Here is a 12,416-nt window from a genome sequence, read left to right on the forward strand (position 1 = left end):
CGCCTGGCTGGGACGGTGCCGCCGCCTGTCGAAGGACTACGAGTACCTGCGCGCCTGCTCGGAGAACGCCCTCTACCTCACCATGGTCATGCTCCTCGTGCGCCGCCTCGCAAGACCAGCCCGCTGACAGGCTTTTCAGACGCCCTCTAGCTGCGTGACAACGCCGACGAACACCGGCGAACGAGGGCAAACGTCTGCGGACCAGCGACGCAGGTGAAACGCACTCCAGCCCGCGGCAGCACCCCCACCCAAGTTGCTTCGGGACGAAGCGGTCGCTTCGTTAGGGTGCCCCGCATGACCGACGACGCCCCAGCCTGTCCCGAGTGCAGCCAGCCCATGAGGTTCGGTGGCCTAGTCCTCGCCAAACGGGAGGACGATGGTCTGCGGACCTGTCGGGCACTGTGGCGGTGTGCCGGTCGGCATCTCTGGTGGAACTGGGCAGACCGGCCGGACGAACCATTGGAGGTCTGTCCGGTCCCGGGGCTGTTCCGCTGACATCCGCCGTTGACATCAACGTGCACGGACCGCGACGACAACGAGCGACCATGTACGGCGCCAGTGCACGAGGTGAGCCCCCCGTCCGTCTCAGTTTCCGTCTCATTCAGCGCCGTTCGCGGACGTTCAGACGAGACCGACGCCCGTAGCCGCTCCGGCGACCAGCCGACCGTGAACACAGGTGACCGCCCCCGCACACACCCCAACACCCCACCGCCACAGTTGGAAAGCGTGCACCCCTGTCCGGGATAGCGTGCTGGTGACCGGCTCGCGGTACCGCAGCCGGTCAGCCGGAGTATCCCTCCAGGTCGGCGATGACATTGACGGCTCCCTGAGCGTTGTTGATGCGGATGCAGCCGTCTGCGCCGACCGGAAGCACGGCCAGGACAGGGCGGGTCTCTCCGGCGGCCAGGCTGTCGTTGTAGACATTCGGCACGCTGCCGTCGCCGTAGGCCGTCAGGTGCGTGGCAGCGGTCGGCGCGACACCCGTGAGGTTGACCAGCACCGCACCGGCGTCGGCCGGGACGCCGTCGACACCGGCGACCTTCACAGTGAGTGTGCCGTCCGCACCCAGCGGCTCGGCAGGGGCACCCGTGCCGTTGCGTGTGTCGAGGAAGCGAGTGGGGCTGGTCGGTACGAACGGGCCTCCGCCTGTGGTGTAGAGGCTCTGGAGGTCCGCGATCAGGTTGACATGACCGCCGCTGTTGTAGATCTCGATCTTGCCGCTGCAGACGGGTGTGACCACCAGGTTGGAGACAGTCTGCCCGGCGCGGTAGTTCAGGTTCGATGTACTGGGGCGGCTTCCGCAGTAGACGGTGACCACGCCGCTCGTGGTGCCTCCTGTCGCGGTGATGTCGAGGACGCCGGCCACCGCGGAAGAACTCCCGGGACGCAGAGTGACGGTCGTGGTGCTGCCCGGTGCGACCTTGCCCTTGGGGGCGCCGGTGCCGTTACGGGTGTCCAGGTCCCGCTCGGGTGTGGTGAGGGGATACAGACCGCTCAGGTGCGCGCCGGTCCTGGGCACGCTGGTGAAGTAGCCCTCCACGTCGGCAATGAGGTCGACGTCGCCGTGCGCGTTGTAGAGGTCGACGTAGCCGTCGCTGCCGACCCGGACCGTGACCAGGTTCGGGTTGACCCGCCCGGCGGTGAAGTTGAGGTTGGAGGCGGTCGGGCGACTGGTGCCGTCCGGGTACACCGTGACGTAGCTGCTCGCGGTGGCGTCGGCGTCGGTGACGTTCATGGTCACCGCGGTCACCCCGGAAGTCGGAATGCCGCCCGCACCGAGGACCTTCAGGCGCACCACACCGCCGGGACCGACCGGCCGCTGGGGTGCGCCCGTGCCGTGACGGGTGTCCAGGATGCGCTTCGGGCTCGTGACCACGTAGGAGGGACCGACCGTCGCCTTGGTGGTCGCCGTGGCGGTGCGCCCGTCGGAGTCGGTGATGTGCTGCGTGACGGTGTACGTGCCGGCGGTGGCGTAGGTGTGAGCTGTGGAGCCGCCGGAGCCGGTGACCGCGACAGCCGTCGAGCCGTCGCCGAAGGTGATCCGGTCGCTGGTCATCCGGTAGTAGCCGGTGGCGGTGAACGCGCAGCTCGTGGTGCGGGGTTCTGACGGGTCTTGACCGCAGGTGAGGCCGGCGTCGGGCCCAGGGGGCTGGGTGACCCCGAACGTGATGAACCCGCTCGTGCCCAGCGGGGTGCCGTCGGCCCTGTCCACCGCCACCGCGGCCTGGAGGTAGCCGTTCCCGGAGTCCTGCGTGTAGGTGTGTGTCGCCGAGCCGGTGGACGATGTGGTCGTGGTGCCGTCGCCGAAGTCGAACGCGTAACTCGCGCCGTCCAGCGAGTCCGACCAGGGATTATTGACCTTGGCGGTGAAGGTGGTGGCCACTCCGACGTAGGCGGCCTTCGGCGACATGGCGATCCCGCTCACCGTGAACGGGTCCTGGAACTCCAAGGCACCCCGGTCGTACGAGCTGTCACCCGTGCCGGTGTCAGCGACCAGAGGGTCGTTGACCCTGGGTTTGCCGTAGTAGTCCGTGGAGAGTTCTCCGGGGGCGCTGGCGTCGGCCGAGTCGATGAGCGGTGAGTGTTCCGTCAGCCACCCCGTCACGGGGATGGTCAGGTCCGTCTGGTCGAGGTCGTGAACACCCTGCCCGGTACCGGTTCGAAGGGCCTGGCTGGTTGCGTACGCGGTGCCGGCCCAGTCGTAGTCGGTGCCGGTCGACAGCGGGTTGACCGCGTTGTAGTCCTCGGTGACCTGCGCGGCGGAGGCGGCGTCCACCGTGATCTCGGCCGGTGTGCCGGTGTCGGAGCAGGTGGCGGTCGTATCGGGCATCACGACGGTGTTCTCGACCGACCCGGAGCTGCCGCCTGTCAGGCTGATCGCGTTCCCGCACACCGTCGAGATGGTGTCGCCTGCGAGGTGGATGCCGCTGGTGCCCACGGCCGTGACGCCGCCACGCACGTTCCCACCGAAGCGGTCGTCGGAGAGCGTGATGTCCTGTGCTCCGGCCGCGCTGGCGAAGACCGGGCCGCCCGACTGGGAGACCAGGTCCCGGGTGAGCGCGATACCGGAGGAGGAACCGTCGACCGTGATCGCCGGGATGGTCGCCGCCGTGTGGAGGCCGGTTCCGACGGTGGCGACGCGGTAGGTGATGTGCTGTGAGTCCGCGAAGGCCAGGGCAGTGGTTGCGCTGGCCGAGGCGTGGATACCGGCCATGTCGACGTACTGGGAGCCCGAGAAGGTGATCCCCGTCGTCTGCCCGCCTGCCACCGTGACGGCTGTTCCGGTGCCGGCTGCGGCGAGGAATCTGATGGGCGCGTCTGCCGTGCCCTTGCTCGATATGGTCACCGGGGCGTAGACGGTGTTGTTGCCGGCGATGTGGACGGTGTCGCCCGCAGTCGCGGCCTGCGCGGCCGGCTGGATCTGGCAGAAGGGCTCTGTCTGCGAGCCGGGGCCGGTGTCGCTGCAGTTGGCGGCGAGGTTGTCGACGTACAGCGCGGCACCGGTGTCCGCGTGAGCAGTGCTGGCACCGAGGCCGCTGAGCAAGACCCCCAAAACGGCGGGTGTCACGAGTGGTCGTCCGCGGCGCATCCGGTGCGCTCCTCCCCCTGGCCGGTGAGGGCGCATGATCGCCATCGCGCACGGCCTGTCACATCCAGTCAGCTGTCCGCTGGAGCTGAGCCGAGGCTAGATCAGCTTCGGGAAGGCGAACGGTTGCGCGAGCGTCTTTTACCCGATCTTGGCCGCTCCGGGGCATGATTCCTGGATGGCGGTCATCGCACCGCACCACAATCGCACCGGACAGAGCGGGAAACAGTAGGGAATCACGGTGTAGCCAAGCGCGCCCGATGAGTCCCCTGCTCAGTCGTTCACCCAGGTCAGCGCCCGAACCGGCAATGAAAGATCGCAACTTCCCGCGCTCAGGGCTTCAGTCCGGCAGAATGCGATGGTGTCCCTTGACGCCATTGACGCCGTGGACTGGTGGACGATACCGAACCCGACGTGGCACCAGTGCGACGAACCGGAACGGGTTGCTCACGCACTACGACTGCTGACGGTGTCCACCACGGCCAACGAGACGGGCGACGCCGCGTCTCTCCTTGCTGGTGGAGGCTTCGTCTGCAGCCACGCCGCCATGGTGTTTCCGGCGGCCTACGCTGCCACCCCGATCCTGTTGGATCTCGTCGAGCATGGCCAGCGGCCGCGCATCAAAGAGGCAGCCCTCGGGCTCCTGGCAGACGCGCTGGGCTACTTCCCGACCGCCGGCCACAACCGGGTGGACACTCCCTACGGCACAGACGTCCCGCTCTGCTGCGCCATCGCGCGCCTCATCCGCGGCCGTCACAGCGCTCTCCTCGCCCACGGGAATCACGGTAAGCGACTCCTGGCAGAGGCAGAGCTTCACTGGCGGATGACCATCGAGGAAGCAGAACTCCGGCCTGACGGCACTCTGACCGCCCTCGCCACACTCGAAGGCACACCCTTCGAAACACCGGGCGAGGCCGAGTTCCACAGCCCGCTTTCCGAACGACCTGCAGCCTCTGTGTGGATCGACGCACTGACGGCCGACGTCTCAGACGCCGCGTGCATCCAACTCGGCCCCATACCGTACGACGCCCTCCCGGGTTCGGTCCTCTACTCAGCCGAGTGCGGCCGACGCGAGCACTGACCTCGTTGCCATACCTCAGTAGCCGCACCACAACCGCACCAGATCGAGCGGGGAACAGCGGGGAACCACGGTGAAAGCAGCCGAGCCCGACGAGGCCGCACCCCGACCGTTCGCCCAGCACAGCGCCCCAACCAGCCCCAAATGCCCGCAGCTTCCCAAGCTGATGGGTCAGGCATCGCCGCGTGGGTTGACGGTCGTGACTTGCTCTAGTTGACGACACCGGCAACGTGGCGGAGGTCGGTGGGGGCGCAGCGAGACATACGCGCGCGTGATCGGCCTGCCGCCTCGCCGTCGTGGCTGGTTGTCGTCGGCTGGGGCAAGGACCAACCCGTATCCAGCTCTGAGCAGACGTCATCCGTCACCCACCTGAGGCCGGCGCGTCAGGGTTCTGCATCCTGTGAACCATGACGAACCCCGAGGGCCCGTACGTGAAGGTGCACTTCCGGCTGGAGATCGAAGACGACTGGCCCCCGGCATCGGTGGAGAGCCTGTGGGCGGTCGACCAGGGCGACGGCACCGCACGGCTCGACAACATCCCCTGGTTCGTCCGAGGCATCGCCTGCGGAGACGTCGTGGCCACCGACCCTGACGAGGAGGGCGTGCGATGGGCCGGCGAGGTGGTTCGGCGTTCCGAGAACTGCACCATCCGCCTCATCGTGCTCCGCGACGACGGTTCAGCAGCTGCACGGCAGAGCGTGATCAACGCGTTTCGCGAACTCGGAGTCAGCGGCGAGGGCATAGAGAAGTTCGGCATGGTCGCCCTGGACGTCCCGCCCACCGTCGATCTTGCAGAGGTGCAACGGCTTCTCAACCACGGCGTCGCCAAGGAGTGGTGGGACATGGAAGAGGGATGCATCACCGCGCAGTGGCGGGCCACGTCCGCCGGCTGACACCGCTCACGTGCCCCATGGCCGGGCCGTCCCTGGGCCGTCCGAGGTCGCTCAACGTTGGCCAACGACGACCACCAGGCGCACGATGCCACCGCCCCCGACCAGCAAAAACCCAACTCCCCAAGATCCCCGGCAACACCCAGGGCAAGAAGAAGTAAGCCGAGCTGAAGAAGCCCCCTGCCTGCGTTTTTCCCGCAGGCAGGGGGCTTTTTGATCGGGCCGCGCTCAGTGCTTCAGGCCGGTGGGCACCACGTCATGAGGCACGCAAGCGCTGCCGTCACTCCCGCGCGGCCTTGGGGTTGCACGGCCTGCCGCTCCCGCAGTTGCTCGACGGAGAGGCCCGCCAGGTCGGCGTACCGGTTGTCGTAGAGCTTCCAACGACCCATGGGCCAAGCGTCCCCCAACTACACTCGAAAACAAGCGATTTGGGGGAGCACCGATGCTGCAGCTCATGGACTGGTCCGTGGTCGCCATGGGATGTCTGCTGATCCTGGTGGCGCTGGGTGGTCGGTGGTGGGAGCGGGTCGAGGCGCGCAAGGGAGCCGGTCCTGTTCGGGGCACGCGGTTCTTGTGGGCGTGGTTTCCCCTGCTTCTGGGGCTGGGGATGATCGGCGGCAACCTGCCGCGACTGCTGCACGCGCCCTACGCCGTCGTCATGACCATGGACACCCTCAACCTCGTACTGGCGGTCACGACGGTGGTCCTGGTGCTCCGGGCCGCACGTCACTTCTTCCGGGGGCGAGGTCTTCGTACCCTCGAATGAGCTCCCGGCCTGGGAACGCGGACGGCCCGGGTTCGCGTCGGACGATGCGAACCCGGGCCGTTTGTACGGGAGTTCAGAAGGTTCCGCGGAGCCTCAGTGCTTCCAGCTCGCCTTCGCCAGCGCCGGAACGAAGCGCAGCGCGTCCACCGTGCCCACGCCCGTCGCCATGTCGTAGCCGTTGCCGGCCGTGTAACCGGTCACGCCCGCGTACGTGTTGTTCGTGCCGTCGTTCACGTCGACGATGCCGTTGCTCTTGGCGCCGTGCCGAGCGAGCGTGTACAGCGCCGAGTTGATGTTGCCGACGCGGTGTCCCGCCGCCTGGTCGGCGAGGGCGACGATGCCCGAGAAGAGCGGGCTGGCCTCGCTGGTGCCGCCGTAGACGTCCCAGCCGATCGCGGTCGGGTCGTAGCTGGAGTAGACCCAGGCGCCGCCGTTGACCGCCGCGGCCATCGACACGTCGGGCGTGGCGCGCTGGGTGCCGACGACGCTCTTCACGCCGTTCTGGAAGGACGGGCGGGAGAACACGTGGGACTGGCCGCCGCCGCTCGCGCCGTAGTCGTTGTAGACGCTGTCCGGGGTGACGCGCTCGCCCTTGTCGTTCAGGTGGAGCTGCGTGCCGCCGATCGACGTGACCAACGGGTCCGAGGAAGGCCAGGAGTTGACGGGCTTGTCGTAGAAGGCCGAGCCGTCCAGGTTGTAGTCGGTGGCGCCGCCGTCGCCGGAGGAGGCGAGGACGGTCACGTGCTTGCGGTTGGCGTCCTGGAAGGCGTAGCGCAGCTTCTTGATGCTGGAGAAGTCGCCCTGGTCGAAGCCGGGGAAGGTGTTCTCGGTGGCGCCGAAGCTCTGCGTGATGACGTCGCCGACGCCGTGGTCGATCAAGTACTTCTCGGCGTCCATCATTTCGGGCAGACCGGTGACGCCCTCGGTCTCGGCGACCGCCGTCTCCACGAGCACGATCTTCGCGTCGGGCGCGACCGCGTGCGCCATCTCGACGTCGAGGGTGGTCTCGCCGGCCCAGCCGGTCATGTCGGCGTTCTTCGGGTCGAAGACGGGGACCTTGCCCCACTTGACCACGTTGACCTTGGCGCTCTTCAGGCCGAACTGCTTGCTGTAGACGTCGAGATCGTGCTGGATCGTCGGCGAGCCGAACGAGTCGACGATGACGATCGTGCGGCCCTTGCCCGTGATGCCCTTCTTGTAAAGGGAGTTGAGGTTGTACGCCGTGCGGTACTGCAGCGGGTTGTAGCAGGCGATCCCCCACTTGGCCTCGCACTGCTCGCTGGAGAGCGGGCTCGACACGTGTCGGGCGAGGGTGTGTCCGGTGATCGCCGGTATCGCCTTCGTCTGCGGTACGGCGGCGGGTGCGGCGCTGCTGACGCCGGCCAGCGGGGCGGTTGCCAGTGCGGCTGCGGCGAGCGTGGCGGCGGCGGCCGTGGAAGCCGCGATGCCACGTCTGTTGCGGGCTATGTGCATAAATGCCCCCTGGATGATTGTGAGTTGCACGCGATGGTCTGCGTGCATCTCATCCAGTGAGACATGCACAGGACAAGTCAGTTGAACTGCCGATGCCGAAGCTTTTGCCCAAACAGCACCCAATGCTCGAACGGTCCTGCCGGTCGGACGGACCTACTCAGACCGCGGATCCGGCCCCGGCCAGCCGACGGAACGCCTCCGTGGTGCAGGGATGCGCGATCTCGTCCAGCAGGTGCCGCCACTCGGGATCACCCTTGGCGGGATGCGCCAGGTCCCACGCGGCCAGCAGCGGAGCGAGCGCGCTCTCGCCGGGGACCTCGGCCGGGTCGGTGAACTGCCTTGATTCCATGGGACGTTCCTTCCGGACGGGCGACCGCTTCCGATCGACTGGGGGCCAACTGCCTTCTACGATGCCGTCGTTCGCCCGCCCGGACCATGGAGCGCCCCACCCGACCGGGGGTGGGGCTGACCGCACCCCCGGGCACCACCGAGCCCCCCCCGCGCGGTGTCAGATCGAGTACGGCACCGGGTGCACCTCGTCCGCCCGGTGCCCCGCGCGCTCGTGCACACGCTGGACCGCCTCGGGCGACGGCGCCTCCGACAGGCAGTACACGGTCCCGGACTCCGGATCCGCCCAGGCCCGCTCGAAGTGGACGCCCTCGTCCTTCTCCACGGCGAGATCCGCCTTGTGGGCCGCCATCAACTGGTCGGCCGTGATGCCCTTCATTCCGTGATGAACGTCCATGTACTGAGCCATGGCCTCGCACCTCCTCGTGCTGTTCCCCCCTCCCCATGCTGCGCTCCCACGGCCTCCGGGGCTACCGTGCGGAACGATCACGGGGGAGGGTGAGGGGATGCGACGAGGGGTGCGGACCGGGATCGGCGCGGGCGTCGTGGCCGTACTGCTGGGGGCGGGGGCCGGGCTGTGGGTGGCGTTCGCGGGCGAGGGGCATCCGTTCGGTGACGCCCGGGTCTGCGAGGGGAGCGAGATCCCGCTCCAGGCGGCCCTGGACGTCGTACGGCTGCCGCTGTCGGCCGGAGCGAAGGACGTGCATTACGTGACGTACTCGCCCACTACGGTGGCGGCGCCTGTGTCGGTGGCCGTCGCCTTCCGGGTCTCCGGGGCGGCGATGGACCGCTATCTGCGGGCGAACGGGATCGTGCCCGCCGGGGTCGACCGGCTCACCAACGGGCCCTACGCGACCGGGGACTCCGGCACCGACCCGGCGAGTCTGGGGCTGTGCGGAGGGGTGAAGGAGATCTTCGCGCCCTCCGTCCTGGTCGACAAACAGGTGGCCGCCGAGGACGGGACCCTGCGGTCGGTCGACTTCGCCGTCGCGCTGCCCGACGGCTACGACAGCCTCCCGGCCACCACCGACGTCCTGCTCACCGTGGCCGCGAACCACTGAACCGTCGAGCACGCCGGAGGGGCCCCGGCGCCGTAGCACCGAGGCCCCTCCGGGAGCAGGCGGCGGTCAGCCGCACTGGCAGGGATTGCCCGACTGGCACCCGCATCCGCAGCCCGAGCCGCAGCCGCAGGCGCCGAAGAGCGGGAGGCTCTTGATCTCGGCGGGCTGCTGCGTCTCGCGCTCCTGCGTCGGGTCCGGCGTCGTCGTAGCGGGGGATTCGGCCATGGGTCCTCCTGGAGGCTCGAGCCTGTGCCCATCGGATGCTGCCCATTGGATGCCCGCTCCGGCGGGCGCATCAACGGCGCATTGAGGCTTCCCTCACGAGCCCCCCGACCTGGGACCTACGCCCCCTCGGCCCCCGTCGCCGGCTGGATGTCGGGCTGGATCTCGTCCGCGTGCTCACCCGTGACCAGGAACACCACGCGCTTCGCGACCGACACCGCGTGGTCGGCGAAGCGCTCGTAGTAACGGCCGAGCAGGGTCACGTCGACCGCGGTCTCGATGCCGTGCTTCCACTTGTCGTCCAGCAGGTGCTGGAAGAGCGTGCGGTGCAGCAGGTCCATCGCGTCGTCGTCCTGCTCCAGCTGGAGGGCCAGGTCGACGTCCTTCGTGATGATGACCTCGGCCGCCTTCGCCATCAGGCGCTGGGCGAGCTGGCCCATCTCCAGGATGGTCGCGTGCAGGTCGTGCGGCACCGCGCGGTCCGGGAAGCGCAGCCGTGCGAGCTTCGCCACGTGCTGGGCGAGGTCGCCGGAGCGCTCCAGGTCGGCCGACATGCGCAGGGACGTGACGACGATCCGCAGGTCCGTCGCCACCGGCTGCTGCCGGGCCAGCAGGGCTATGGCCCGTGCTTCCAGGTCGTGCTGGAGGTCGTCGACCTTCTTGTCGGCCTCGATGACGCTCTCGGCCAGCTTCAGGTCGGAGTCCAGGATCGCCGTCGTGGCGCGTCCGATCGCCGACCCGGTCAGCCGGGCCATCTCCACCAGACCGTCACCGATCGAGTCAAGTTCCTCGTGGTACGCGTCCCGCATCAGGGTTCCCTCTCCTACGTTCGCTTCGGGGGCTCAGGGGCCCCGGGCCCGTCCGACTGTGACTAGAAACCGGCCCTTCCACCCCACGCTCCCACGTTCCCGCTCCTACGCGACGGTTTCCGCCACCCCAAATGAACCAATACTGGCTCCAAGGTGAACTCTGGGCGACGAGTGTTCGAGGTCGCACTCCGATGGCTGTGGCCAGGAGGTATCCCATGCCTAACCTGGGGGCATGGACGTGAACGCGGCGGTCGCCGCAGCGGCAGCGATCGCCGGGGTGCTCACCGGTGTCATCGCCATGCTGGCGTTCCGCTGGAGCGAACGCGACCAGAAGCGACCGACCAGGACCTCCCTGCACACGGACCCGGTGCTTCCGCCGGGCGTGGACACCGTCCTCTCGGTGCTCCGCTCCTCGGCCGTCGTCCTCGACGAAGCGGACGCCGTGGTCAAGGCCAGCTCGGCGGCGTACGCCCTCGGACTGGTCCGTGGCGGGAAACTCTCCGTCGACCCCATGCTCACCATGGCCCGGGACACCCGGCGCGACGGCGAGATACGCCAGGTCGAACTGGATCTGCCCCGGCGGGGCACCGGACGCGGCGAGGCTCTCGCCGTGTCCGCACGTGTGGCCCCGCTCGGCTCCCGGCTCGTCCTGCTCCTCGTGGAGGACCTCACCGAGGCCCGCCGCATCGAGGCCGTACGACGAGACTTCGTGGCGAACGTCAGCCACGAACTGAAGACCCCGGTCGGCGCGCTCTCCCTCCTCTCGGAGGCGGTCATGGACGCCTCCGACGATCCTGAGGCGGTGGAGCGCTTCGCCGGCCGGATGCAGATCGAGGCCACGCGCCTGACCAATCTCGTGCAGGAACTCATCGACCTGTCACGGGTCCAGAACGACGACCCCCTCGAAGACGCCGAACCGGTGCGCGTCGACGAACTCGTCGCCGAGGCCATCGACCGCTGCCGGCACCAGGCCGGTACCAAGCAGATCACCATGGCCGCCGGCGGCACCGCCGACCTGCACGTCTGGGGCAACCGTGGCCAGCTGGCCGCCGCCCTCGGCAACCTGGTCGAGAACGCCGTCAACTACTCGCCCGCCCGCACCCGCGTCGGCATAGCCGCCCGCCGGGTGTCCGCGCCCGGCGGCGACCACATCGAGGTCGCCGTCACCGACCAGGGCATCGGGATATCCGAGAAGGACAAGGAGCGCGTGTTCGAGCGCTTCTACCGTGTCGACCCGGCCCGCTCGCGGGCCACCGGCGGTACGGGTCTCGGGCTGGCGATCGTCAAGCACGTGGCCGCCTCGCACGGCGGGGAGGTCACGGTGTGGAGCTCCGAGGGACAGGGCTCCACGTTCACCCTGCGGCTGCCGGAGGCGGGTGCGGCCCGCGACCGTGCCCACCAGCACCCCGACCTCGACGACGAGGCCGAGGGGTCCCCTGACACATCCCCGTACGAACCGCTTCCCGCCCCGGAGGTCCTTCCGTGACCCGAGTGCTCGTCGTCGAGGACGAGGAGTCCTTCTCCGACGCCCTGTCCTACATGCTTCGCAAAGAGGGCTTCGAGGTCGCCATCGCGACCACCGGGCCCGACGGACTCGACGAGTTCGAGCGCAACGGCGCCGATCTCGTCCTGCTCGACCTGATGCTGCCGGGGCTGCCCGGCACGGAGGTCTGCCGCCAGCTGCGCGGCCGCTCCAACGTCCCCGTGATCATGGTGACGGCCAAGGACAGCGAGATCGACAAGGTCGTAGGCCTGGAAATAGGAGCCGATGACTACGTCACCAAGCCCTTCTCGTCCCGCGAACTGGTCGCCCGTATCCGGGCCGTCCTGCGCCGCCGCGGCGAGCCCGAGGAGGTCACCCCGGCCGCCCTCGAGGCAGGTCCGGTCCGCATGGACGTGGATCGCCACGTGGTCACGGTCTCCGGCTCCAAGGTCGACCTGCCCCTCAAGGAGTTCGACCTGCTGGAGATGCTCCTGCGCAACGCGGGCCGCGTACTGACCCGTATGCAGCTCATCGACCGCGTCTGGGGCGCCGACTACGTGGGCGACACCAAGACCCTCGACGTCCACGTCAAGCGCCTCCGCGCCAAGATCGAGCCGGACCCGGGTGCCCCGCGCTACCTGGTGACGGTCCGCGGCCTCGGCTACAAGTTCGAGCCGTAAACCGCGTACACACGCTTAAC

13 protein-coding genes and 1 pseudogene are annotated in these 12,416 nt (G+C 68.7%); 7 read left to right on the forward strand and 7 right to left on the reverse strand.

Annotated features, from left to right (window positions below; translation table 11 throughout):
• Positions 1-127: pseudogene (locus SSP08S_RS63745) on the forward strand (IS5/IS1182 family transposase); the annotation flags it as partial.
• Positions 128-781: 654 nt separating this feature from the next.
• Here SSP08S_RS63745 and SSP08S_RS35335 read toward each other — a convergent pair.
• Positions 782-3,568 (reverse strand): PKD domain-containing protein, encoded by a 2,787-nt coding sequence (locus tag SSP08S_RS35335; RefSeq protein WP_245608019.1) that lies wholly within the window; start codon positions 3,566-3,568, stop codon positions 782-784.
• Between the two features lie 379 nt (positions 3,569-3,947).
• Between SSP08S_RS35335 and SSP08S_RS56470 the strand changes: the two genes are divergently transcribed.
• A complete protein-coding gene (locus SSP08S_RS56470) occupies positions 3,948-4,667 on the forward strand; it encodes a hypothetical protein (protein WP_158697253.1) in 720 nt (239 codons plus the stop codon).
• 404 nt (positions 4,668-5,071) lie between these two features.
• On the forward strand, positions 5,072-5,557 hold the full coding sequence (locus SSP08S_RS35345) for a DUF4265 domain-containing protein (protein WP_019072367.1): 486 nt from the start codon (positions 5,072-5,074) through the stop codon (positions 5,555-5,557).
• A gap of 233 nt (positions 5,558-5,790) precedes the next feature.
• Here SSP08S_RS35345 and SSP08S_RS62000 read toward each other — a convergent pair whose 3' ends face one another.
• Entirely contained in the window at positions 5,791-5,943 is a 153-nt protein-coding gene (locus SSP08S_RS62000) for a hypothetical protein (protein ID WP_158697254.1), read from the reverse strand.
• Between the two features lie 53 nt (positions 5,944-5,996).
• Here SSP08S_RS62000 and SSP08S_RS35350 point away from each other — a divergent pair, with 53 nt between their 5' ends.
• Positions 5,997-6,320, forward strand: a complete 324-nt coding sequence (locus SSP08S_RS35350) for a hypothetical protein (protein ID WP_019072368.1) — start codon at positions 5,997-5,999, stop codon at positions 6,318-6,320.
• Between the two features lie 93 nt (positions 6,321-6,413).
• Here SSP08S_RS35350 and SSP08S_RS35355 read toward each other — a convergent pair whose 3' ends face one another.
• The 3 genes from SSP08S_RS35355 to SSP08S_RS35365 all read right to left on the reverse strand — a co-directional run bounded on the left by SSP08S_RS35355 (position 6,414) and on the right by SSP08S_RS35365 (position 8,550).
• The gene (locus SSP08S_RS35355) at positions 6,414-7,793 is read right to left on the reverse strand and encodes a S53 family peptidase (protein ID WP_019072369.1); all 1,380 of its coding nucleotides are present in this window, start codon (positions 7,791-7,793) and stop codon (positions 6,414-6,416) included.
• 157 nt (positions 7,794-7,950) lie between these two features.
• The gene (locus SSP08S_RS35360; RefSeq protein ID WP_019072370.1) at positions 7,951-8,142 is read right to left on the reverse strand and encodes a hypothetical protein; all 192 of its coding nucleotides are present in this window, start codon (positions 8,140-8,142) and stop codon (positions 7,951-7,953) included.
• A gap of 159 nt (positions 8,143-8,301) precedes the next feature.
• On the reverse strand, positions 8,302-8,550 hold the full coding sequence (locus SSP08S_RS35365; RefSeq protein WP_019072371.1) for an SCO4226 family nickel-binding protein: 249 nt from the start codon (positions 8,548-8,550) through the stop codon (positions 8,302-8,304).
• 97 nt (positions 8,551-8,647) lie between these two features.
• Here SSP08S_RS35365 and SSP08S_RS58370 point away from each other — a divergent pair, with 97 nt between their 5' ends.
• Positions 8,648-9,202, forward strand: coding sequence for a hypothetical protein (locus tag SSP08S_RS58370; RefSeq protein ID WP_158697255.1), 555 nt, complete (start codon positions 8,648-8,650; stop codon positions 9,200-9,202).
• A 66-nt stretch (positions 9,203-9,268) separates the two neighbouring features.
• Here the strand turns inward: SSP08S_RS58370 and SSP08S_RS62645 are convergent, their stop codons facing one another.
• Together SSP08S_RS62645 and phoU are read right to left on the reverse strand one after the other, a co-directional pair.
• Positions 9,269-9,427: a hypothetical protein gene (locus SSP08S_RS62645; protein WP_019072373.1), complete on the reverse strand. Its 159-nt coding sequence runs from the start codon at positions 9,425-9,427 to the stop codon at positions 9,269-9,271.
• A gap of 116 nt (positions 9,428-9,543) precedes the next feature.
• A complete protein-coding gene (gene phoU, locus SSP08S_RS35380; protein ID WP_019072374.1) occupies positions 9,544-10,233 on the reverse strand; it encodes a phosphate signaling complex protein PhoU in 690 nt (229 codons plus the stop codon).
• A gap of 232 nt (positions 10,234-10,465) precedes the next feature.
• Here phoU and phoR point away from each other — a divergent pair, with 232 nt between their 5' ends.
• Together phoR and phoP are read left to right on the forward strand one after the other, a co-directional pair.
• Positions 10,466-11,719 carry a two-component system sensor histidine kinase PhoR gene (gene phoR / locus SSP08S_RS35385; RefSeq protein WP_019072375.1) on the forward strand — a complete coding sequence of 418 codons (1,254 nt, stop codon included), beginning with the start codon at positions 10,466-10,468 and terminating at the stop codon, positions 11,717-11,719.
• Positions 11,720-11,724: 5 nt separating this feature from the next.
• The gene (gene phoP / locus SSP08S_RS35390; protein ID WP_010985401.1) at positions 11,725-12,396 is read left to right on the forward strand and encodes a two-component system response regulator PhoP; all 672 of its coding nucleotides are present in this window, start codon (positions 11,725-11,727) and stop codon (positions 12,394-12,396) included.
• Positions 12,397-12,416: the final 20 nt, after the last annotated feature.

This window comes from Streptomyces hokutonensis (assembly GCF_000376565.1).
GTDB classification, from domain to species: domain Bacteria; phylum Actinomycetota; class Actinomycetes; order Streptomycetales; family Streptomycetaceae; genus Streptomyces; species Streptomyces hokutonensis.

Bases quoted from the DNA above. Each gene is read 5' to 3' on its own strand.
- SSP08S_RS35355 (WP_019072369.1), bottom strand. From the start codon at position 7,793: ATGCACATAGCCCGCAACAGACGTGGCATCGCGGCTTCCACGGCCGCC.
- SSP08S_RS35365 (WP_019072371.1), bottom strand. From the start codon at position 8,550: ATGGCTCAGTACATGGACGTTCATCACGGAATGAAGGGCATCACGGCC.
- SSP08S_RS35345 (WP_019072367.1), top strand. From the start codon at position 5,072: ATGACGAACCCCGAGGGCCCGTACGTGAAGGTGCACTTCCGGCTGGAG.
- SSP08S_RS35350 (WP_019072368.1), top strand. From the start codon at position 5,997: ATGCTGCAGCTCATGGACTGGTCCGTGGTCGCCATGGGATGTCTGCTG.
- SSP08S_RS58370 (WP_158697255.1), top strand. From the start codon at position 8,648: ATGCGACGAGGGGTGCGGACCGGGATCGGCGCGGGCGTCGTGGCCGTA.
- phoR (WP_019072375.1), top strand. From the start codon at position 10,466: ATGGACGTGAACGCGGCGGTCGCCGCAGCGGCAGCGATCGCCGGGGTG.
- phoU (WP_019072374.1), bottom strand. From the start codon at position 10,233: ATGCGGGACGCGTACCACGAGGAACTTGACTCGATCGGTGACGGTCTG.
- SSP08S_RS62645 (WP_019072373.1), bottom strand. From the start codon at position 9,427: ATGGCCGAATCCCCCGCTACGACGACGCCGGACCCGACGCAGGAGCGC.
- SSP08S_RS62000 (WP_158697254.1), bottom strand. From the start codon at position 5,943: ATGGGTCGTTGGAAGCTCTACGACAACCGGTACGCCGACCTGGCGGGC.
- SSP08S_RS35360 (WP_019072370.1), bottom strand. From the start codon at position 8,142: ATGGAATCAAGGCAGTTCACCGACCCGGCCGAGGTCCCCGGCGAGAGC.